The sequence below is a fragment of the Acetobacterium sp. KB-1 genome (genome assembly GCF_003260995.1).
GTDB lineage: Bacteria > Bacillota > Clostridia > Eubacteriales > Eubacteriaceae > Acetobacterium > Acetobacterium carbinolicum.
On the sequence record NZ_CP030040.1, the window covers coordinates 3,940,328 to 3,963,838 of the forward strand.

Below are 23,511 nucleotides of genomic sequence, written 5' to 3' on the forward strand. Positions count from 1 at the left end.
CGTCGTGCCGGGAGCATACCAGGAAGTGGATCCGGAACCGTATGTTGAAAGCTATGGAGAAACCAAATCATTTATAACCTTTGATCGGGATCCGGAAGATGCTAAAGATCAGGAATTGATCGATGTATCCGCAGCGGATCAGGATGAAGGGGATCACAGCGACCAAAAAAAAACGGATAGCAATACCCCTAAACCGGAAAATTATAAAATCACTGCTGATGTTTTGGGTGAAGGCTCACCACGACAAAAGTTTAAAGCCAATGTTTTGGCAATTCAAACCCTGCAAGAGATTGAAAAAGAAAAGCGGATGGCCACGCCGGAAGAACAGGCGATTTTATCCCAATATGTGGGTTGGGGTGGATTACCCCAGGCATTCGATCCGGATAATATCCATTGGCAGCTGGAAGCCAAGGAATTAAAAGGCTTACTTACCGAGGAAGAATACAGTTCGGCCAAGGGATCAACACTAAATGCCCATTATACAGCGCCGGCTATTATCAAAGCCATGTATGGCGCACTGGAGCAGATGGGTTACTACAAAGGGAATATCCTGGAACCAGGGATGGGCGTGGGCCATTTCTTTGGCTTATTGCCGGACGCCATGAAGGATTCGAAGCTTTATGGCGTGGAGCTGGATGAGATTACTTGCCGGATCGCCAAAGCCCTATATCCGGAAGCGAACATATCCGTATGCGGGTTTGAAAAAACTCAGTTCTCCAATAACTTTTTTGATGTGGCCATCGGGAATGTCCCCTTTGGTGATTATCAGGTTTATGATAAAGCTTATGACAAACACAGTTTTATGATCCATGATTATTTCTTTGCCAAGTCTCTCGATAAGGTGCGGGATGGGGGTGTGTTAGCCTTTATCACCAGTAAGGGAACCATGGATAAGAAGTCGCCCATGGTCAGGCAGTATCTGGCTGAACGGGCGGAATTAATCGGCGCCGTGCGCCTGCCGAATAATGCCTTTAAAGCGAATGCCGGCACCGAGGTAACATCGGACATCATTTTCCTGAAGAAACGGGATCGGAAGGTTTTGGCAACGGATGAATCCTGGGTACATCTGGGAATGGATGAAAATGGGATCCCCATAAATCAGTATTTCATTGATCACCCGGAAATGATTTTGGGAGAAATGCAAATGGTGTCTGGACGGTTCGGCGATGAATCTGCCTGTCTGCCGATCCCAGGGAACGATCTGAAGCTTGAGCTGGAAAAAGCCCTGGGCAATCTGTCTTATCAGTTCCCCCAGGTGGAAATTGAAGCTGAAAGCCTTATGGAAGATGACCGGGCTACCATCCCCGCCGATCCGGATGTGGCCAATTACAGTTATACCCTGGTTGATGATGAACTTTACTACCGGGAAAATTCTGTGATGAACAGGATGGATAAACCCGCAGCCACGACGAGTCGGATTATAGGGCTGATCGGCCTCCGGGACTGTACCCGGGAACTGATTGCCCTGCAACTGGAAAATGGCAGTAATGAGGAGATTGAAAAGAAACAGGAAGAATTGCATATCTTATACGATGCTTTTGCCAAGAAACATGGCCTGATTAACGCCACCGGGAACCGCCGGGCCTTTGATGAGGATGGATCCTACTGGCTCCTATGCGCTCTGGAAGTTTTAAATGAAGACGGCACCTTTAAAGAAAAATCAGACATCTTCTATAAGCGCACCATTCGTACCAATGAGGTGGTTACAGCCGTAGACACCTCCAATGAAGCGCTGCTGGTTTCCATCAGCGAAAAAGCCAAGGTCGATCTGGACTATATGAGCAGTTTAACCGGAAAACCCCGGGAAGTTATCATTAACGATCTGGAGGGGCTGATCTTCCGGGATTTTGGCAATCTGGATCCGGAGCAGCTCCCCCAAAACTTTTTCGATGCCCCGGACATTCCCTTTGTCACCGCCGATGAATACCTGTCCGGAAATGTCCGCCGGAAGCTGGATCATGTCCGTCAGCTGTTTGAAAACCTACCCAACGATCAGGCTCAAACCCTTTTACCAAACATCACTGCACTGGAAGCTGCCCAACCCCGGGATCTGGAAGCATCGGAAATCGAAGTACGGTTGGGAGCAACCTGGATCGATCCCAGCTATATCCAGGATTTCATGGTTGATACCTTTAAACCGGCAACCTATCTGGTTAACAGTGAATCCATCAAGATCCATTATTCCCCTTATACCGGGGTCTGGAACGTTCAGGGCAAGAACGCCGATACCTACGATAATGTCCTGGCTAATGTCACCTATGGCACCAAACGGGCAAATGCTTACCGGATCCTGGAGGATTCCCTTAACCTGAAGGATATCCGGATTTACGACACGACGCAAAATGCTGATGGAAACGATGTGCGGATCCTCAATAAAAATGAAACCATTCTGGCCAATCAGAAGCAGGAGCTGATTAAAGAAGCGTTCCGGGACTGGGTCTTTCAGGAGCCACAGCGCCGGGAGGTTTTAACCAGGAAATATAATATCCTGTTTAATAGCATCAGGCCCCGGGAATACGAAGGAAGCCATGTCGTCCTTCATGGCATTTCGCCGGAGATCCGTTTGCGGGATTATCAGCTTAATGCCATTGCCCGGGGGCTGTACGGCGGAAATACCCTGCTTGGTCATTGTCCAGGGGCTGGCAAGACCTTTGAGATGACCGCCATTGCCATGGAAAGCAAGTACCTGGGTTTGTCCAACAAAGCCCTGTTCGTGGTTCCCAATCATTTAATCGGACAATGGGGAGCCGAGTTTCTGGCACTCTATCCCGGGGCCAATGTCCTGGTGGCCCGGAAGAAAGATTTCGAACCGGATAACCGCAAGAAGTTCTGTTCCCGGATCGCCACCGGTGATTATGATGCCATTATTATTGGCCACTCTCAATTTGAGAAAATCCCCCTATCCAAAGAATTTCAGGAACAGGCCCTGGACAGTCAGATTGATGATGTGCTAATGGCCATCGATGATGCCAAACGCAATAATGAGGAACAGTTCACCATCAAACAACTGGAAAGAACCCGGAAGTCGCTGGAATTGCGTCTGAACCGGCTCAATGATGACACCCGAAAAGATGGTGTTATTACCTTTGAGGAATTGGGGATTGACCGGCTGTTTGTGGATGAGGCGCATAGCTACAAAAATCTTTTTTTGTATACTAAGATGCGAAACGTGGCCGGAATCGGGCAGAGTGAAGCGCAAAAAGCAACTGATATGTTTAATAAATGTCAGTATTTGGATCAATTAACCCAGAACAAAGGGGTGGTCTTTGCCACCGGCACACCAATTTCAAACAGCATTACCGAATTATATACGATGATGCGCTATCTCCAGTACGACACCTTGATGGACATGGATTTAGGTCACTTTGATGCCTGGGCGTCGACCTATGCCGAAGCCATTACCGCCATTGAATTATCTCCGGAAGGAACCGGGTATCGATCCAAAACCCGTCTGGCCCGGTTTTATAATCTGCCGGAGCTGATGGCCGTTTTTAAGGAGGTGGCTGACATTCAAACCCCGGATATGCTAAAACTCCCGGTACCAAAAGCTATCTATGAAGATGTGGTGATTAAACCGTCCGATCAGCAGAAGGAGATGCTTATGGAGCTGGTTGAACGAGCCGAACGGGTCCGAAATAACCTGGTGGAACCCTATGAGGATAATATGCTGAAAATCACCAATGACGGACGCAAGCTGGCCCTGGATCAGCGACTGATTAACCCGCTGCTGCCCGATCCCGAGGAATCAAAGGTGAATAAGAGTGTCGAAAATATTGTTGCGGTCTGGCAGGACAGCATGGATCAGCGATCAGCTCAATTGGTATTTTGTGATTTATCCACGCCCAATAAGGATGGCCGTTTCAATGTCTATCAGGAGATTAAAAATAAAGCCGTTGCTAAAGGGATCCCGGAAGATGAGATTGCCTTTATTCATGATGCCGACACCGATGTGAAGAAAACGGCACTTTTTTCAAAGGTAAGAAGCGGATCCGTGCGGGTACTGATTGGATCAACGCCTAAAATGGGCGCTGGAACTAACGTCCAGGACAAGTTAATTGCCCTTCATCATCTGGATGTCCCGTGGAGACCAAGCGATATTGAGCAACAGGAGGGTCGCATCCTAAGACAGGGAAACGAAAATCCGGAAGTGAAGATTTTTCGTTATATCACCGAGCAAACTTTTGACAGCTACTCGTGGCAGTTGATCGAGAATAAACAGAAATTTATCGGTCAGATCATGACCAGCAAACTCCCAGGGAGATCCTGTGAGGATGTCGATGAGCAGGCATTATCCTATGCCGAAGTCAAAGCCCTGGCCACCGGCAATCCGCTCATTAAGGAGAAGATGGATCTGGATGTGAAGGTCACCAAGCTGAAGCTGATCAAGGCCAATTTTGTCAGCCAACGGTACCGTTTGGAGGACAATATCTTAAAAGCCTATCCAAGAGCTATCAGTATCCAAAGCGAGCAGAAAAAAGCTTTGACTGAGGATGTGAAGCTCTATGAGTCAAAACGGTCATCCAAGGATCATTTTGAAATGACCATCGGTAATGTTTTTCACACCGATAAGAAGGAAGCTGGTACCGCCATTCTGGAAGTGATTAAAAAGCTGAAAGACGATAAACCACGATTGATTGGCCAGTATGCCGGATTTAAAATGGCAGCCAAGTATGCCGGTTTCGATGGGGTTGATCTTTATCTAAAAAATCAGGCCACCCATACCGTCCATTTGGGTACCGATCCCCTTGGAAATATCACCCGCATCGATCATGTCCTGGAAAGCATCCCGGATCAGATAAAAAAATGCGAAATGAATATCCAGGATACCATGGAACGGCTGGAAAACGCCAGAGATGAGGTTAAAAAGCCTTTTCCCCAGGAGCAGGAACTAAACGACTACCTGCTTCGTTTAAACGAGTTAAATACGATTCTCAGCGTCGAAAAATCCGACCATTCCCAGGGAACCCCAGACAATGATGCAAGTATGGCGGATCATCTGGAGTATATGGAAATGTGTGCCATCGACGAAGGGGAATGGGAGCCAGAGCAATAATTTGAATCAAGCAATGATCTTAATAGAAAGGAATCGAAGAAACCGGATGGGAAAATCGACTAGTCAAGAAGTAGCAAAACCGTCAACCAGCTCCTGCATGAGCAAGCTGGTTGGATCCGATAGTAGAAGTAGAATCATTGAAATTCTTTGCAAGCTGAATATTTCTTTTCAATAACAAAGGGGTGTGTAGTAGTCGTGTGATTGCTGCACACCCTTTTTGTTGTGCTTAAAATTTGATTTAAGAAGGATCGGACAGATAAATAATGAGGGTGGGGACAACGTTAGACCACCGAAAACAGAAGCGTGGTGTGGTAGAGCCTAAATAATAAATCTATTCGGCCTTTTAATGTGCTGCTGCATTAGAATGTCGTCATTGGGGATGAGAACGTAAACCCAAGTAAAATAATCACGGTTCGGGGGAAACTTCGGGAGAGATTTTGGATTCGTTAAGGTGATAGTCACCTTTGTAGTTTGGACGAAGGATAATGAGAATCCAGTGGTCATGAAAAAACCACCTATCCAGCAGACTTTTTATTAAAGACGTAGAAATGACAAGCTTTATGCTTTTTTGCATTCAGGATTTCTACGCCCTTTTTTAGTGATTGAAAAAAAAATAAAAGTGTTTTGATCGCAATCACAAACTTTTCAACATGGGTACATATGGTAAATCTGTTTCCTCGGGAAACAGAAAACAATCAAGGAGGTTATTGATAAGAAAAATGAATCGCTGTGTTTAGACGTGTCAAAAAGGGGTTATTAGTAAGAATAACAGCCACAAAGGAGGTATATCAGTAAGAAAAGTGATGAAAATAATATGTTTCGACATTTGGATATAGACACGAATCGGGTTTAGGATGAAAAAAATTTTTGAGAGGTGAATTAGAAATGAGTTCAGTATTTGAAAGGTATGCGAATATTGTTAAAAATGAGTATGACTATTATCCGGTATTTCCACCGGATTATCCAATATCGCTGGGGGATTTTGGATCACTTGAAAATGGACGATTCAAAAGAAAAGGTAATATAAAAAAGTATGGTCTTAAAATAAAAAAATTGACCGGAGAAGGATTTGATAAAATTGATTTTAAACTAGATATAGATTTTAGTGCATCTTTGGCTCCCAGTGTGACTGTACCTGGCATGTTTGAAGCAAACCTAAAAATTGCTTTTGGCGATTCTTCAAATGTATTCTTTTCTTTTAATGAGTGCAAATCTTCTATAATCGATAATTATCTGGAATTAGAAAACAAAATTATTGAGCTATATAATAATAACGAATGGGATAAAAGTTATTATATCATTACCGAATACTTGGAAGTAGAAAGATCAACAGTTGTTCTGGCAGATAACAATGAATCTGAAATAGCTTTTGAAGTTGCCGTTCCGCTTGGTGCAAATATACCGATTCCTCAACTCAAAGCCGATTTTCTGGATGGCAAGATCAATGCAAATGAATCATACAGTTCTGGAATTTCAACAAAAATCATTGCTAAAACTGGACTTAAGCCATTGATCCAATTAGCACAGCTAACCGGAGGATTTTTTGTTCCACCCACATTAAAATCGGTTGATCAAGTAGAATTGGGCGATTCTTATGAATTTAAAACAAAGAATGCGAGTTTGAAGCTAGAGAAAATAAAAGCAGGTGATATTGAATAAATGATCTTAGGAATGCTTCTCTATGTTAATATTTTGTGAATTGAGTCAAGATGTTTTAGTTTTAATAGAAAGAAAGAAATTGTCAGGCGTGCTGCGGTAAAAACAGCACGTTTTTTTTGGTGAGCAAGTAACCACAGATTTGAAGCAGTTATTCATCGAATTTCGTTTCCTTGGGAAACAGGAGTACAATAAAAATCCGATTGTCAAAAAAGAATATTCATGAAAAATATCTTGACGATAGCTCATAAAAAGGTATATCATAAAAAGAACAAGCGTTCTATTCTTTAGTTGGTGTTTTAATGGGGGTGGTAAAAATTGGATCGTGTTATTCTGCATAGCGATATGAATTCGTTTTATGCAGCAGTGGAGTGTTTGTATAATCCGGAGATCAGAGATAAGCCGGTGGCCGTGGGCGGTAATCCGGAAAAACGCCATGGGATCATCCTGGCCAAGAATGAAAAAGCCAAGAAAGCCGGGGTCAAGACCGGCGAAGCCTTGTGGCAAGCCCGGGAAAAGTGCCCTGGTTTGGTAATCGTGGCACCAAATTATGAACGGTACCTCCGATATTCAAAGTTATCCAGGCAGATTTATAACCGCTACTCGGATCAGGTGGAGCCTTATGGTTTGGACGAAAGTTGGATCTCCGTCACGAATAGCGTTAAGGTTCATGGTAGCGGGGAAGAAATTGCCAGAAAAATCAGTCGTGAAATTCAAGACGAGCTGGGAGTGACGGTATCAATCGGAGTGTCCTGGAATAAGATTTTTGCCAAGTTTGGTTCTGACTATAAAAAACCCAATGCGATCACAGTAATTAATCGAGATAATTATAAGAAAATCGTCTGGGAGAAGCCAGCAGAAGATTTACTCTATGTTGGTCGATCCACCAAGAATAAACTCTTGAAATATGGGATTTATACAATCGGCCAATTAGCCGAGAGCAATTTGGATTTTCTGGTTCATGTGTTTGGAAAGATGGGGGTGGTTCTATGGCGGTTTGCCAATGGTCTTGATGATAGCCCGGTTAAGAGCTTTGATGAGCATTACAATGGCAATGAACGGCTGATTAAAAGCATTGGCAACAGTATTACGACACCCAGGGACTTAACCAATCTGAAGGACGTCAAGATCATCATTTATATGCTGACCGAAAGCGTGGCCATGCGTTTAAGGGAAACTGGCTGTTATTGTCAAACTGTGGCCATTCATGTTCGAAATAAAGAGCTTCACAGCTTTACCAGGCAAATGAAGCTCCAGAAGCCATCGGATCTGACCAATGAAATTGCCAGAGCAGCCATAGATCTGTTTGTAAGAAACTATGATTTCAGCTCGGACATCCGCTCCATGGGCGTGAGGGTTACAGACTTGGTACCGGATTCAACACCCATTCAACTGGATGTATTTGGCAATGAGGAATTACGGGTACGACAGGCAAGACTGGATGATACCGTGGATGGCTTGAAAAAACGCTTTGGTAATCTGGCGGTGCGACGGGCTGTTACGATTGACGATCCGATGGGGTGCCTGGATGCTAAGAAAGATCATGTTATCTATCCCATTTCATATTTTTAAAAGGAGTTATTTATGGCGGAGAAGAAATTTGTGCCGGTGATTGCAAAATTTGAAAAAGATGGAAAGATCATTCCGATGAAGATATTGTGGGAAGATGGTCGAGAGTTTGATATTGACTTTATCTTTGATATCCGGCCTAGATCGTCTTTGAAGGTCGGCGGACAGGGAACCCGGTATCTTTGTCGAATTAAAAATAAAGACGTCTATGTCTATTATGAAAAGCCAAAATGGTTTGTTGAAGGTAAGGAGCATTAGTTGCAGAATATATTTCATAATTTGACAAAACAGTTCATTAATCTTACAATGAAAACAATACCACAAAGGGGAGGTTCATTTGAAAAAGCTGATTATCAAAAAAGAACGAAATTTGTTATTGTTCAGCGATGTGATAAACGACTATCCTTTACTCAAAAAAAGACTGGAAAAACATACAACCATTGATGAGCAGATATTGAAAAAAGAAAAAGCGACCGAAGAAGAACTGAATATCTACCGGATGCGAAACGATATCGTGACCCAGGCCAAGAATGAATGGCAAATTGATACAAGCCGTAGTGTGGATCTGCTCCCGGACGATAAGAAAGTCACCTGTGAAGTGTGTGGAAGGCCCATTAAAAACGTATTTTATATCAAAAATTCAATCAATCAGAATTGTCTGAGAACTGGATCCGAATGCATCAGACATTTTGCGATTGCAGAAAAGCAACATCTAGATAACCTTTTAAAGAACGCCAAGCGTTTGAAGCGCCGGGAAGAAATCGAACACATTTTTCCAGGGATCGATTTTCGAATCTACCAGTGGTCAAATTTTATCGATGAACAGCCGATTATTATTAATGACACCCTGTCTAAGAAATATTTTGAGTTAGGGGATTTACTAAGTAGTATCTACGGTGCATTCCTGAAGCAAGAGAACAATAGTGATAAGGAATCAGAGGATGAGATCCGGCGAATCTTAAATGAATCAGATGAGCTAATAGAGGAAATTTTGAAATATGTGAAAAGTCATAAAGATGATGTTCTCTATCCACCAAGCCGGATTTATAGGCAGATGGAGCCACAGGCAGTTGTCTGGCTGAAACAGGATGGTTATATCACGCCCAGAACGCTGTTTCGGATCCGGGACGATGAAGTGGCTCAAAAGATCTTTGAAAAATATGATGCTTTTTTTAGGACAAATAGAATCACAATCCTTAATGTCAGCCCCAAGCAAGGCGTGGATTATCGGATCAAGCGTCAGGCAAATATCATCCTGACAGCGCCGTATGGCATTTTCTGTAAAAAGTATGGGGCCGAGATTCTAAGAGTAAATGATATAGAAACCATTGCTTCAGAACGGGACCTGGTGGGTGTCGGAAAGGTCATTGAGTACCGATCATTGGAATCACTGATTTATATCATGCAGGATCTGTACCTGAAGGAAAGCCCATATGCCATTGAGGAACTTTATTATGAATATAATGAAGTCTATTTTGTGGTAAATAACGGTTTAAGCCGTGAATATTTAAAGGTAGAGCTGCCAGGACTGGAAGCTATCGCAAGAGAAACGGTCTATTTCAAAGGGACTGAAAATAAAAAGAAGATTCATATGTTTCTAGACGAATGTCGCAAGAAACCAGGTAATGTCACGAGCCGGGCAGATTATCTGTTTATGAAAGAGCAGCGAGAAGCAAATAGTCGAAGATCCGGATTTTAAAAACCTGGTTCTTTCTTAATTTGTTTCCTCGGGAAACAAGATTAATAATATTTGTATGACAAGATTGTTTTAAAGAGTATTGACAATCCATTTATTCAGGAGTACAATTTATATGTAGATAGATTATCTATCTCAAATATTTGTCGCTACTCGACATGCGACTCATAAGAGATCGAGTTCAAATAGCTGTCGCTACTCGATATGCGACTCATAAAAGGTCGAGTTCAAATGTTTTAAAGCTCTATCCTGAATCGGGTAGAGCTTTATTTTTTAAGGAGATAGCTATGGAACATGGACGGTTCTATTTTTTAGTTGATGAATATTTTACCAAATTCAACGATGCTAATTTAATGAATAATAGAGAAATGGTTGGTGGAATATTTCATGACAGACCTTCTTTTTACGCATATTATGATGAGAAGTCAAAAATATTTTGGTTAGTTCCAATTTCCTCAAAATTAGAAAAATTTAAAAATCTTTATGACCATAAAATTGAAAAATATGGGAGATGCGATACGATAGTATTTGGGAATGTACTTGGTCACGAAAAAGCATTTTTGATTCAAAACATGAGTCCAGTTATTCCTAAATATATAAAAAATCAATATATCGAAAGAGAAACCGAGAATCCCGTGAAAATTGATGGTATGTTAGAACGAGAACTTCAAAAAAAGGTAAAAAGAGTTCTAAGCTTGATAAGACAAGGTAAAAAGCTTGTTTTTCCGGATGTTCTTGAAATGGAAAGAATCTTAATAGAGGAATTGAAAAATAATATCTAGATATCAAAAAAAGAATTGAATTAGGGTGATAATTTCTGTATTTCTTATCACTAATTCAATTCTTTATTCTACATCAATTTTCGCAAATACACAAAACTTGAAACACTCCCATAGATTGTATCTTATTGTATATAAATGATGATATAAAAACAGGCAAAACTTATGCTTTTTTTTAACATACTTATCTAAGTGTCTCTATTGAAAAATTAAAATCGCTTAAAAAATCTGCAAATTGTTTATTATTGGTAAATGTGTATGTTGTACCATTATTCGATATTTTTGCAAGAGCACAAATTTCCATATCACAAGTTTCATAGTCAGGTATGGAAAAGTATTTGATGGTATGAGGTTTTTCGCCAGATAGCCTTAAAACCGTGTCTTCAATAAACCGATAGTTTTTTTCAACAGTTTTTTGGAATTCATTATCGGTTGTAGCAAACTCTGCACTTTCGGTACGATTAGCTTCAATTAATTGTGGTTTGCTTAATGTAGAATAAAACCAGTCAATTGGACTGCCTTCAACTGCGTATTTAAAAGAAATATTCAATTTAATACACCTCCTTTTTGTTTAATCCTATCAAATGTTTTGTAGGAAGTAAAGTGTTATATATGTTAATGTGTACAAAAGAAGTGTTTTTTGCAATGCTATCGTACTAATGACTTAATTATTGTTGAAGTAAAGTTCTAATAAAACAAGGATCAAAAACGGCCGTTTTTGATTCTGTTTTTATTTCTTCTCAATTAATCGGAGTCATTGGAATATAATAGTATCAAAACACGTATCAAAAATAAAGAATCATTAATCATGAGTTTGTACGTTTACGATATTATTTAAACTGAGATATGAAATTGAAAGAAATCTCTAATATTTAAATATACATACAAGGAGTTAATCAGTGTTAATTTTCTCATTTTTATTGGTACTAAATCTCGACATAGAGCCAACTTTAATCAAATGGCATAATAGTAGCACAATGCCTGAAAACTCTGAGTTTATGTACAGAAAAACAGGCTAATACAGATAGTTCAAATATGGCAGAGGTTATCGGAGTGTCAGAGGCACAACTACGATTTGTAACTAACAGTCCATTGGGGATGGGACTTATCAAGTGTGGTAGTGCAGTGATTCCATTTGACAATCAGATTAGTAAGGATACAGGCTTGTATAGGTTTTATAATACCAAGACACATGAAAGATTGCGGTGTAGAAGGCAAGATAGACAATTGGAAAATCTTTATCTGAATAGGTCCCGGAATAGTATAATGTCATAAGGTGTCGAGAGACACCTTATGACAAGTTGAATTTTATGGAATGAAGAGTACCAATAGGCTTAAAAATAAACTTTTAATATGGAAGATATTTATTTGAAAGATTTCTATGTTAATATATTTATGACTTAACTAGTACGAACGTTGCATTTTGGAATTCAGGAAATATTGAAAATGATATATGTTACAATTATGTAAGAAAAAAATCTTTGACTGGAGGAGATAATGAAAAACTGTATAAAGAAAATGGAACGAGAAAAATTTAAAAAAAATGTTAAAGAATTTGCGAAAATATATAAGGTTTATTCCGATAAAAATGTAAATGTTTGTGGAGTATATGAAGATAAAACCATACAGGAACAATGGAATTTAGAATTAGGTTATGATAAAAATACTGATTATTTAGAAGTTGAGATATTTACTGAAATACCGAATGAAATTTTGATGAGTTTGTATAGTATTGTCCAGAGTTTTGTGCAAATTTGTGAAACGCATGCCTTAAAAAATGATTTTGTTAAAAATGATAAAGAATTTTTAAATGGTGCCAAATGTATTGACAATATCATTAAGCACAAGAATAAAAATTTTGAAATTACAGATATCATTAAACCTGATTTTAAATGTGAATATTATGGAGAAGATTTAGAGGTGTTTTTGAAAGATGGAAAGTATCGTATTTCGAGCGATGATATGCAATTTCGTATGGGTGCGAATTGGGTTGAAATTAAAAATGATATTAAGAATGAAATGAAAATAAAAAAGTGGTTTGAATTCTATGATAAATATTTTGAAGGAAATGATGTCTATGATAGTGTCATTGAGATGTGCCGAATTGTAGGAGATTATGAAAATTAGAACTGGAGAATAGGGTATGATATTTACACATCGAACACCTCAAACATGGCAGGAACTCCAAGAACTGACAGCGGAATATGGATTGTCAACACTTTTTCAGACAACTTTTTTAAGGTCTGCTGTTTTGAATTCAATCGGCGTCATATAATCAAGAGACGAATGAATTCGGATGTGATTATACCAATGAATATAATCAAACAATTCCAGTTTTAGCTGTTCCAGGGAGTCAAACGTATTCGGATACACAAATTCAGTTTTAAAAACTTTAAAGGTAGCTTCAGCAACGGCATTGTCATACGGACAACCTTTTTGACTCAATGAACGTCTGATATTAAACGTATCGATGATCCCATCAATAATATTGTTTTTAAATTCATTTCCACGATCCGTATGGAAGATTGATATCTTATCCAGTCTGTATTTGACCGTTGCAAAAGCCTGATAAACAAGCATGGCATCTTTTTGCGCGCCTGCGCTGTAACCAATAATTTCGCGATTGTATAAATCCAGAAGAATACATACATAATTCCATTTTCCGGCAACACGAACATAGGTAAGATCACTGACAACTACTTCCAGCTGCTCTCTGTCATCAAACTGGCGATTAACTTCGTTTTGGATTTTATCATTGTTTACCGGTGTTTTATGAACTTTGAATTGAGCGATTGTATAGGTCGATACCAGGCCCAGTTCTTTCATTATTCGGCCAATCCGTCGGCGTGATACAATCTGTTTTTTCTTTTCCAGTTCTTTTTTGATTTTACGCGTGCCATAATTACGCCTGCTAGCCTTGAAAATGTCGGTAATATCCTGTTTCAGTTTTTTTTCATCTTCTGATTTTCGGGTTTTAGACTCATAATAATAGGTGCTTTGTGTTATTTTTAGGACTTTACACATTGCTGATACCGAGTATCTGTCTTGATTCGCTTGGATGACTTCTACTTTCGTCCTATGATCAGCGCTGCTTGCTTTAGGATGTCGTTTTCCATTTTTAATTGTTGGACTTCTTTGCGCAATTTGATTAACTCGTTTTCTTCATCACTGCGGTTGTCTTTTTCTTTAAATGATCCGGAGTTTTGATGCTGTTTCACCCAACGATCAAAGGCTGAAGCTGACAATTCATACTCCTTAATAATTTCATGTCTGGGTTTTCCGTTTAAATATAATTGGACGACCTGATTTTTAAATTCATCTGTAAAAATTCGGCGTTCTCTTCTGGTCATATTGGTTCTCCTTCATTTTATGGATTTAGTTTATATGACCTTAGTAAATCTGTCCAGTTAAGTATAGCCTATCCAATATTTAAAAATAGCAGGATATCAAGCAACGACACCTTACATACTAGAAATAGCAAGAGGTACTGTTGAAGTTGATGTTTATATTGAAACCCCAAATGAATTAGTAAAACAAATATTGTGCGAATGCAAATATTGGAACACACCTGTGACAAAAGAAAAGGTACATGCTTTTAGAACTGTTGTTTATGACTCTGGAGCGGAATTAGGCATTATGATATCTAAAAATGGGTATCAATCTGGAGCTATTGATGCAGCAAAATATTCAAATATTCGACTTGAAACTTGGGAAAGCTTTCTGAATATTATTATGCATAGATGGATTGACAATCGGTTATGGACGGTCAAAAAAATGGCAGCGCGTGTTATGAGTTTTGATGATGTTTACGATTATGAATGTGAAAAGTTAACGATTCAAGAGTCTATAATCTATCGACATATTTGTAATAATATGAGGAAAGTTACGAGTCAATCATGTTTTGTAACGAAGTCTAAATTAATGAATGATAATTTTTATATTGAGGGAACTCCAATTAATTCTATTTATTCTGATATTGAAGAATATTTAAATAAATTGTATCAAAAACTTTCTGATGCATTAGAAATACTTGAAAAATTGAGTGTGAAACCCAATAAACCCGATCGTTATATATCAACAATGAAAGCGTATATGGATAATGAATAAAAAAAATTCTATGAAGCAAAATTATGTCAATTGGTATAACAATGTAAGAATTCATTCAAAATTGGTTATTTGACCATCGATTTAGTGTTTTTAATGTGCGATAGTTTGAGTTAAAAAGAAAAGCGGAGAAAAATGCTTAAATTTAGGAATGCTTTGATGGATAAAATTATTCAAGTCACATTTGGACAATCACGTTCAAAACAATATAAAAAAACAGTTCAGCTCGCTAAAGAAATTCCTCATTATTGTGAAAAAAACAAGCTCCATTCTTTTTTTATCGATACAGTAGATGAATATTTTATGAATCAAGATGAGATAAACAAGATTATTGAAATTGTTCGCAATTGGAAAGGTTCATCTGTGCTGCTTTATGGGAAAGAATATAAATGTTATCTTGATTTTTGTGAATTTATTACTGAATTAAAAAAACATGCTGGTAAGTATAGTGTTCTAGTGAATAGCGGAAGTGATGTATCAATGGGGGATGTGACAATCGAAAAATTGCCTATGCCAGTGGTCTTATATCCATCTCATTGTGGTGCTTTTTTTGCCTTTTCTGATGATGTCGGAGAAGATTTTTATTTTTGTGAATGTGAAAGAAAAGCAATTGAGAATTACATTAAATTAAGAATTCAGAAACCACTTCAAAATCGTAGCACCAGTGATCCATGGACATATTCACTTGGCGCTGATGCATTTCCACCTATGGTTGCTGAGGTTTCTAAAAAATGGCAAGGTGATATACACACGCATATTAAATATAAGGAAAACTTGTGTTTTCGATGCAATAAAAAAGTCCCTAAAAAAACTTATTGTCATCCGATGTATGGAGGAAAGTTTCAACAGCTGAATATTTCACGGTAATGATACCAACGATATTCAATTGGATACCGGTAGCACACACATTGATACCGTGGACGATTCACAAATCAATACTGGCTATTCATGGAATGATACTGCTGCCTTATAATGTATATCAGGGAATAAATATCCAATATTCCTTAATACATTATAAAGGAGGACATAAATATGTCCAGAAAAATTGCCGTGAAGCTCATTATGGAATTGCGTGCTAATGGGCTTTCGCAATCATCAATCGCACGCAGCCGACACATGTCAAAAACTTCTGTTAATGAAGTTTTCCGTATTGCTGAAGAACAGCATCTTTCTTATGATGAGATCAAAGACCGGTCTTCAGACGAAGTCTATCATCTGTTCTTTCCGCATAAACATGCTGAAGAAACCGTTTATGCGCTGCCGGATTATGACTATGTTCATAATGAGTTGACCAAAGTGGGCGTCACCCTCAAAATTCTCTGGCAAGAGTATCGGGATCAATGCACTGCCACGTCACATCTCAACGTTGGTTATACGAAATTCTGTAATGGTTATCGCGATGAAGTGGCGCGTAAAAAGCTAACCAATCATCTGACCCATAAGCCGGGTGTGATCGCCGAAGTTGACTGGAGTGGCAAAACCCAAAAGCTGATTGACCAGGTGACCGGTGATGAGATAAAAGTTTATCTCTTTGTTGGCACCTTGCCTTACAGCCAGTATACCTATGTTGAACCATGTTTAGATATGAAACAAAATACCTGGCTCAATTGTCATGTGCACATGTATGAATACTTTGGTGGTTCAACGGTTCGCACGGTTTGTGATAATCTCAAGACGGGTGTTGTTACGCATCCCAGGGAAGGTGACATCATTCTCACTGAAGCTTATGAAGCTTTGGGTGATCACTATTGCACGGCTATTATGCCCGCCCCGGTGCGAAAACCAAAAGCAAAGGCTTCGGTTGAAGGCAGCGTTGGTAAACTCGCCACGGCGGTGATTGCCAAACTTCGAAATAATGTCTACTACACCCTTGCCGACTTGAGAGTCGATGTCCTGGCGGCTCTCAAAGTGTTTAATGACCGGCCTTTCCAGAAACGGCAAGGCAGTCGTACTGAAATCCACGACACCATTGAGCGCACCTGTTTGAGACCATTACCGGTGCATCCCTATGAGCCAGTTACCTGGTTTTACAACAATAAAATCTATTCGGATTGTCATATCGTTTTTGAAAAGAATCATTATTCCTGTCCTTATCAGTTTGCGGGTAAAAAAGCCGATTTACGTGTCGGTGATTCATTTATTGAGATTTATTGCCACAATGAGCGGATTGCCAGTCATCATCGTTTCCCATACTATACCATTGATGGTTGGTCGACTCATGATGAAGATTTGCCTGAAAGTTTTAAACAGGCGGAATGGAATCAGGAACGTTTTATGAAAGAAGCACAGAGCATCGGTGCTTCAACTTTGGCGGTGATTCAGCTGATTTTCGAAAATACCCGGCTCCCGGAAAGAGCTTTTAATCCGTCAAAGTCGGTACTGAAACTGGCTAAAAAATATTCGGCGGTACGGCTTGAAAATGCCTGCGAAATGGCCCTCAAAACGCTTCGTTCGCCGAGATACTGTCAATACCGTTTTAAAACTTCCCAAAATAAACGGTAAAAATTACCCATTAGCATCGTTCGATTCGTTTTCATATAGGCTGACATCATAAAAGCCAGCCTTTTTCTTTTCCCTAATCCGATAGCTGTCACCTTTGATATTGATCGTTGTGGAATGATGCAGCAGTCGATCCAGGATCGCCGTTGCAACGACATTATTTCCGAACACATCACCCCAACTACCGTAGGACTTGTTGGAAGTCAGAATGATTGAGCCTTTTTCATAGCGATTGGAAACAATCTGAAAAAAGTAATGAGCCACTTCATCATCCATGGCCGCATAGCCAACTTCATCAATAATCAGGATATTGGGTTTATTCAGTGTTTTAAGTTTGCGATGAATGCGCCCGGAAACAATATTTTCCTGAATCATTGAAATCAGTTCATGTGCACTGAGAAAATAAGCAGTATAGCCACTTTTGATCGCACAAACCGCCAGACCTACGGCCAGATGAGTTTTGCCAACGCCGGGCGGGCCCAAAAACACGACATTTTCGGAACGTTCCACAAAGGCGAGCGTTTTCAGTTCATTTACCTTACGCTGATTGGCACTGGGCTGGAAATCAAAGTCAAATGAATCGATGGCCTTGATATAGGGAAATTTTGCAAGTTTCAAGTTCGTCGTAGTTGTCCGTTCTCTTTTTGCATCAATTTCTGCCCAAAGCAGCTTGTCCAGAAACTCCAAATAGGATATACTATCCTTGGAAGCTTCTTCAGCATGGTGGTCATAAACGGCGGCCATATGCGTGAGATTCAGACGATCAAAAGCTTCCTTCAGGTGATGGGTTACCATATGGTCACCTCACTGACTAAAGAATCATAGACTGCGAGCGGTCTTTGATGCACTTTGGGCGATTGATCTGGAATCATAAGCGGTGCTTTGCGGGCTTTGGCTTTATGGTTTTGACTGTTCAATCCTTCAAAGTGCTTTTTCATTTTTTGAACCTGATGTTTTTGAGCCGGTTTCCGGTAACCTTCAATCAAAGCACCAGTTTCATCATAGATTTCAATCGTTCCATTTCTCAGATCCCGCACACCGACACGGTGACCAACAAAGCGGAAGGGAACGGAAAAATAATTGGACTGATAACTGATCATACAATCATTCATGACCTTCCTGCTGACCAGATCCACAGAAAGAAACGGTTCGGTATTAACGGGTTTCAGCTGTTCTTCCTTCAGTCTATCACGGGGAATTTTGTGAATTGTCTGATGAAGCCTGACGTTACATTTCGTATCCAGCCAGAGTCGAGCCTGTTCATTGAGGTCAGTTAGATCGGAAAAGCTTTTGACTCTGGGCCAGAAGTTGCCGCGTACATATCGGACCCCGCGTTCCACCTTGCCCTTGGAACGGGGCAGATAAGGCCGATGCCGAACCGGAATAAAATGGTGATGCTCGGCAAATCGCAAAAACCGCTGATTCCATTTATCGTTGCCGGTTTTGTGACTGTGGGCAACGACCGTTTTCATGTTGTCATACAGAATACTTTCAGTTACACCGCCCAAATAGGCAAATGCCCGTTCATGGCAGCCGATTAATGTGTCAAATTTTGAATTCTCGGTGAACTCAAGATAATAATTTCTGGAATGGCCCAAAACCATGATGAATGCATACAATTTTTTGAGCTTTCCATCGGGCATCGTGACAACGAATTCTCCCCAGTCAACCTGAGCCTGTTTGCCAGGGGGCGTTTCATAGCGGATTGATGCTTTGGCTAACACTTTTTCGCGATATGGTTTCATGAATTCCCGAAGAATCGTCATTTTCCCCTGGTACCCGTCGGCTGCAATTTCATCAAAAATCACAGCGGCATTGACACAGCCTTCATTCATTCGTTCCAGGATATAATCTTTAAACGGATCAAGCTTTCCTTGCCGAAACTGACGTTTCCGATATGCTGGCGGTTCGTTGTGCTTAAGCCAGTTGCTGACCGTTTTTCGATCAACACCCATTTCTCTGGAAATCTGCATGATTGACATTCCCTTGTTCTTTAAACATTTGATCATGTAATACTCCTCAATTGTAATCATTCGGTTGTCCTCCTTATCTTTAAGAAGAAACATACCGTGTTTTTGGGGAATTTTCAACCGTTTATTATGGGTATTTTAACACCGATTTTGACAATACAAACATCTCGAACCGATATTAGCCGCTGGCGAAGATATCCTTTATGCCAAAGACCGGGATGCCGCTCATCAAGCTGAAACAGCGAGTACCACCGGTTTTATCCGTGGGGCATCTTACTACGGCGGTTACGACAATGATTAATGACGAAACCCGACGCAAACTCCGCGAAATTCAGCTTGAGGAAATGATTCAGGTGATTGACAGACAGGCCAAAGATACGATTTATGCCACCCTCTCTTTTGACGAACGCATGAAAATGATTGTTGATTATGTTTATCAGGAAAAGCACAACAAGCGTGTTGCAAGCCTTATAAAACGGGCTCGATTCAGAATTCCGAATGCCGCCATTCAGGATGTTTTCTTTGCTGAACGACATCTTGATAAAGATCTGATTCTGGAAATTGCTACCGGTACTTTTATCAGCAACAATCAGAATATCATCATTTGCGGGTTCACTGGCTCGGGAAAGTCGTATCTGGCTTGTTCCATTGGAAAAGAAGCCTGTAAACAGGGCATTCGCACCCGGTATATTCGCTTGCCCGACCTTCTGATGGAATACGGCGAAGCAAAGAACCAGCCGAATGGGCAAAGCAGGGAACTCAAAAAATATACGAACTATCCCTTATTGATCCTTGATGAATGGCTAATTACTGATCTTTCTGATGATGAACTCCATTTTCTTTTTGAACTGGTCGAACGCCGTTATGACAACGGTGCTACCATTTTCTGCACGCAGTATAAGATCGAGGAGTGGCATGCTCGTCTCGGTGGTGGTGTTCTGGCTGATTCTATTATGGATCGCATTATACATGGTGCTCACATTGTCAGCTCAGGCAGTATAAATATGCGTGATTTTGTATTAAACCTTTAATGAACCCATTTTAGGGAATGCCGGTATTACCGGTATCATTTTGTGAACCAATGGTATCATCTCAAGTACTGCCAGTATCATTAGCGTGTACTGGCGGTACTCTTAGCGTGAAATAATCAACAGCATTATGGCTGGTATATCATTCAGGAGTATTTTAAACTGGGTATAGACGAAGGTCAGTTTTACGAATTTAATATCTTGCCGGATGAATGCACACCTGAACTATATGATAGTGTCAGGAGAATTTCGGAATCAATAAGGAGGGAAAGTTCGTGTGATGAAGCTGGATCACTGAGAGACGATCTAAGTAGGGCAATAGAAAATTCGGTAAGAGAACAGTTAGGTTTTAAAAAGATCGGTGATGCCTGGGTGAGTGAAACGATGCTTTATCAAATCGTCAAATCGCTGTTTCCTCACGAGAAAGTGATTCGTCATCATAGACCGGATTGGCTTGAGGGATTGGAACTTGATATATTTTTGCCTGACATAAAACTAGGATTGGAATATCAGGGCATTCAGCACTTTAAAGCTATTAATCATTGGGGTGGTATGAAGCAATTAAAAGTGCAGCAAGAACATGATGACCGAAAGATGAGACTATGTGACGAAGCAGGTATCAGACTGATATGTGTAAATTATGACGAACCACTTACTGAGGAACATATTAGACATAAGCTAACATAGAAGGGTTAACAATAGTTTATGAGTGATATTAAACTAGATATTTCAATTCCACCAAATGATGGTCTAGTAGTCTCAAAAAAAATAGACTATGATCTCACTTGTAAGACTAATTTTATTGAACAACTCAGATCAAATTTATAGGAAAAAAACGAATCATTTGCATCAAACCCATTATTGCTAAATATTATGTTGTTAACCTTCGATAGCTATGCACAAATACCTGATAAATTATACATTTTCTATTCAAATGCTTTTGAGACTATGTTTTTTAAACACGATGCTACAAAAAGCGGTTTCAAGCGACAACTAAAATCCGATTTATCCTTTGATGATTTTAAAAACGTCTTTTCGATATTTTGTTTCCATACTTATATGAAATAACAATACCAGTTTTCATATTCGGAACTCAGTTCTCTTTTAGATTGTTTTTTGCAAGAACTTTTTGCAAAAAACAGGATTGAATCCGCCAGGGCGCCGCTGCCCAGGCGTTCATGCCAACCTTCGGCAGTAAATTGAGAACAGAAAATTGTGGACGTCTGGCCACAACGGATTTCCATCAGCTCCAGCAGATCACGCTGTTGTGTATCTGTAGTGGGAACAAGCAGAAACTCATCCAGGATCATCAGGGAACATTTTCTGAATTGATTAAGCAGATGATGATATTTGCCTTGAATCCGCGCGGCTTCGAATGCACAAAAGAGATCCGGTAAGCGGATATAGCGTGCTTTATAACCGGATTGGCAGGCATTTACCCCCAGTGCATTGGAAATATAGGTTTTACCGCAACCGGTGGCGCCAACTAGAATGACGTTTTGCCCCTGGCAAATGTATTCGTTGCTGGCCAGACTTTCCAGCAGTTCCCGATTCAAATGTCGATCCGGCAGATATTCGATATTTCCCAGAAAAGCAGCTGAATTATTAAATTTAGCCTCCTTGATGAGTCGTTTGATAGTGTTGTTGTGTCGGGAATCATACTCCGCATCGACCATCAGAGCCAGACGTTCCTGAAATGACATCGAAAGATAGGTCATTTCATCTTCAAGCTGATTCTGGTAGGATTGGGCAAAAAAGGGCAAACGCATGGTTTTTAGCTTTTTCAAGGTATCATTTGTTGGGTGATTTTTATTTCCCATGGCTGTTTTTATTTTTGCGAAAAATTGTTGACACTACCATTTTGTTATTAGTTTAATATTTCATATTCCTCGTATTTTTTATCAAACATTAGTTTGTCTTCGCTTGGTTTATAGTCTTTCCACATATCCAAATCGATTAGCTCTTCTGGAGTCATAGTTAGAATTTTGTTCTTTGTATAACCTTTTGGCGGATTAGATAAAAATTTTTCGCGAAGTTGTTCATCTGCATTCTTTTGTATATAGTAATTTTCATAATAATTTTCAAGATCACTTGTAATTTTATCAAGATTAAACATATACTTATTACCATAGCCATCTTGCTCAAAGTGTTTTGAAATGACAGTCTTGATAGCCTCGAAAAGATCATGCTGTACTTCATATTGTTTTTTAAAATCCATTTCTTCGAATTGTGCGTAAGATATATCAAAGAGAGAGAAGAGCTTTTTCAAAAAGACAGTAATAGATTCCTTTAGCAAATCATCTTGCTCTTTTCGAAAGTATGGGTATTCAGCAGGATGAAGATTATAAAAAAAATTTTCTCCTAGAGTTTTGTTTTTCAGAGTTTCTATCATTTCTCTTCGTTCTCTGTGAAGCTGACCAGACAAAAACTTTGGATCAATATCCAAATATTTTGCTATCTGTTCCAAAAATTTAGGTGTCATTTTTCCTTCGTTGAGAGAGCGCCTAATTGTACGCTCAGTACAATCTATTTCGTGAACTTCCCCCAGTTTTCTAATGCTACTTTTCTTATACTTAAGTACATCTCTAAATATTTTTTTATCGATTATTTTTTTATATATCTTATTCTTAGGCATACAATACTCCTTTATGCGGACAATATAACTAATTTATCAGCTATTATGCGGTCATTATTTATGCTATTATGATATCATATTAAATAAACATTACAAGTGATAATTTATGAAAGGAGTCCGCACCATGAACAACGCAGACTATACGAGAAAATTACTTTTAGAGAATGAGATTATTATTATTGATACATCAGCGGTTATGGATTTTGAACAATTACATCAATTAGTTAATAGAATTGAATTTTTACTTTTGGAATTTAGTAAAAAAATAGTGGTGCCCAAGGCTGTATGGATTGAGTTGATGAGACATATTAATTCTAAAAAACAAGATAAACAAGAGAAGGCGCTTCGGGCAGTAGATATCATATGTATGCATCCTGATATCTTTGAAATAAAAAGCGAATATATTGATCATAAAGAGATGTTAAAAACATTCGTAAGCGATTCAAAAGATGGCGTAGTGCAAAATAGGTCGAATTATTGTAGACTAACCTAAAAGAACTTACAGGAGGTTCAGGATACAAT

The 23,511-nt window shown here is 39.5% G+C and carries 19 protein-coding genes and 2 pseudogenes; 15 read left to right on the forward strand and 6 right to left on the reverse strand.

The annotated features are described in order from the left end of the window. Positions 1–196 precede the first annotated feature (196 nt). The 6 genes and pseudogenes from DOZ58_RS19365 to cptIN form a co-directional block, all read left to right on the forward strand. Positions 197–5,053, forward strand: a pseudogene (locus DOZ58_RS19365) (DEAD/DEAH box helicase family protein); the annotation flags it as partial. An 885-nt stretch (positions 5,054–5,938) separates the two neighbouring features. Then, a complete protein-coding gene (locus tag DOZ58_RS18235; RefSeq protein ID WP_111889609.1) occupies positions 5,939–6,712 on the forward strand; it encodes a hypothetical protein in 774 nt (257 codons plus the stop codon). Positions 6,713–7,027: 315 nt separating this feature from the next. Further along, positions 7,028–8,281, forward strand: a complete 1,254-nt coding sequence (dinB, locus tag DOZ58_RS18240) for a DNA polymerase IV (RefSeq protein WP_111889610.1) — start codon at positions 7,028–7,030, stop codon at positions 8,279–8,281. A 12-nt stretch (positions 8,282–8,293) separates the two neighbouring features. After that, positions 8,294–8,536: a hypothetical protein gene (locus tag DOZ58_RS18245; RefSeq protein WP_111889611.1), complete on the forward strand. Its 243-nt coding sequence runs from the start codon at positions 8,294–8,296 to the stop codon at positions 8,534–8,536. 79 nt (positions 8,537–8,615) lie between these two features. Next, positions 8,616–9,977: a hypothetical protein gene (locus DOZ58_RS18250; protein ID WP_111889612.1), complete on the forward strand. Its 1,362-nt coding sequence runs from the start codon at positions 8,616–8,618 to the stop codon at positions 9,975–9,977. A gap of 284 nt (positions 9,978–10,261) precedes the next feature. Continuing rightward, the gene (cptIN, locus tag DOZ58_RS18255; RefSeq protein WP_111889613.1) at positions 10,262–10,756 is read left to right on the forward strand and encodes a type III toxin-antitoxin system CptIN family toxin; all 495 of its coding nucleotides are present in this window, start codon (positions 10,262–10,264) and stop codon (positions 10,754–10,756) included. A 181-nt stretch (positions 10,757–10,937) separates the two neighbouring features. On the opposite strand, the gene DOZ58_RS18260 is transcribed toward cptIN, so the two are convergent. Then, on the reverse strand, positions 10,938–11,303 hold the full coding sequence (locus DOZ58_RS18260; RefSeq protein ID WP_111889614.1) for a hypothetical protein: 366 nt from the start codon (positions 11,301–11,303) through the stop codon (positions 10,938–10,940). A 424-nt stretch (positions 11,304–11,727) separates the two neighbouring features. Between DOZ58_RS18260 and DOZ58_RS19040 the strand changes: the two are divergent. Then, positions 11,728–12,028: pseudogene (locus DOZ58_RS19040) on the forward strand (hypothetical protein); the annotation flags it as partial. A gap of 222 nt (positions 12,029–12,250) precedes the next feature. Beyond that, positions 12,251–12,880, forward strand: a complete 630-nt coding sequence (locus tag DOZ58_RS18270) for a hypothetical protein (protein WP_111889615.1) — start codon at positions 12,251–12,253, stop codon at positions 12,878–12,880. 96 nt (positions 12,881–12,976) lie between these two features. Here the strand turns inward: DOZ58_RS18270 and DOZ58_RS18275 are convergent. Next, a protein-coding gene (locus tag DOZ58_RS18275) for an IS3 family transposase (RefSeq protein ID WP_111889616.1) occupies positions 12,977–14,103 on the reverse strand; the annotation gives its coding sequence in 2 pieces (ribosomal slippage) (positions 12,977–13,854 and positions 13,854–14,103; 1,128 coding nt in all). A gap of 124 nt (positions 14,104–14,227) precedes the next feature. Here DOZ58_RS18275 and DOZ58_RS18280 point away from each other — a divergent pair. From DOZ58_RS18280 to istA (DOZ58_RS18290), 4 genes are all read left to right on the forward strand, one after another. After that, positions 14,228–14,860: a restriction endonuclease gene (locus DOZ58_RS18280; protein WP_256372229.1), complete on the forward strand. Its 633-nt coding sequence runs from the start codon at positions 14,228–14,230 to the stop codon at positions 14,858–14,860. 10 nt (positions 14,861–14,870) lie between these two features. Beyond that, positions 14,871–14,933: an IS3 family transposase gene (locus tag DOZ58_RS19370; protein WP_371414220.1), complete on the forward strand. Its 63-nt coding sequence runs from the start codon at positions 14,871–14,873 to the stop codon at positions 14,931–14,933. 83 nt (positions 14,934–15,016) lie between these two features. Then, positions 15,017–15,724 carry a hypothetical protein gene (locus DOZ58_RS18285; protein ID WP_111889618.1) on the forward strand — a complete coding sequence of 236 codons (708 nt, stop codon included), beginning with the start codon at positions 15,017–15,019 and terminating at the stop codon, positions 15,722–15,724. A 165-nt stretch (positions 15,725–15,889) separates the two neighbouring features. Continuing rightward, positions 15,890–17,359, forward strand: coding sequence for an IS21 family transposase (istA, locus tag DOZ58_RS18290; protein WP_111886994.1), 1,470 nt, complete (start codon positions 15,890–15,892; stop codon positions 17,357–17,359). A 3-nt stretch (positions 17,360–17,362) separates the two neighbouring features. On the opposite strand, the gene istB is transcribed toward istA (DOZ58_RS18290), so the two are convergent. Together istB and istA (DOZ58_RS18300) are read right to left on the reverse strand one after the other, a co-directional pair. Further along, positions 17,363–18,151, reverse strand: coding sequence for an IS21-like element helper ATPase IstB (gene istB / locus DOZ58_RS18295; protein ID WP_111887536.1), 789 nt, complete (start codon positions 18,149–18,151; stop codon positions 17,363–17,365). Further along, positions 18,145–19,389: an IS21 family transposase gene (gene istA, locus DOZ58_RS18300; RefSeq protein ID WP_111889619.1), complete on the reverse strand. Its 1,245-nt coding sequence runs from the start codon at positions 19,387–19,389 to the stop codon at positions 18,145–18,147. Before istA (DOZ58_RS18300) ends, istB begins: the two co-directional genes overlap by 7 nt. A gap of 140 nt (positions 19,390–19,529) precedes the next feature. On the opposite strand from istA (DOZ58_RS18300), the gene DOZ58_RS18305 reads away from it, so the two are divergent. Both DOZ58_RS18305 and DOZ58_RS18610 read left to right on the forward strand, forming a co-directional pair. Further along, the gene (locus DOZ58_RS18305) at positions 19,530–20,357 is read left to right on the forward strand and encodes an ATP-binding protein (protein WP_242988546.1); all 828 of its coding nucleotides are present in this window, start codon (positions 19,530–19,532) and stop codon (positions 20,355–20,357) included. 369 nt (positions 20,358–20,726) lie between these two features. Then, entirely contained in the window at positions 20,727–21,041 is a 315-nt protein-coding gene (locus tag DOZ58_RS18610; protein WP_162624577.1) for a hypothetical protein, read from the forward strand. 368 nt (positions 21,042–21,409) lie between these two features. Here the strand turns inward: DOZ58_RS18610 and DOZ58_RS18315 are convergent, their stop codons facing one another. After that, positions 21,410–22,174: an ATP-binding protein gene (locus DOZ58_RS18315; RefSeq protein WP_111889621.1), complete on the reverse strand. Its 765-nt coding sequence runs from the start codon at positions 22,172–22,174 to the stop codon at positions 21,410–21,412. Positions 22,175–22,221: 47 nt separating this feature from the next. Next, on the reverse strand, positions 22,222–22,989 hold the full coding sequence (locus DOZ58_RS18320; protein ID WP_111889622.1) for a hypothetical protein: 768 nt from the start codon (positions 22,987–22,989) through the stop codon (positions 22,222–22,224). 124 nt (positions 22,990–23,113) lie between these two features. Between DOZ58_RS18320 and DOZ58_RS18325 the strand changes: the two genes are divergently transcribed. Beyond that, positions 23,114–23,482, forward strand: a complete 369-nt coding sequence (locus DOZ58_RS18325; RefSeq protein ID WP_111889623.1) for a PIN domain-containing protein — start codon at positions 23,114–23,116, stop codon at positions 23,480–23,482. Positions 23,483–23,511: the final 29 nt, after the last annotated feature.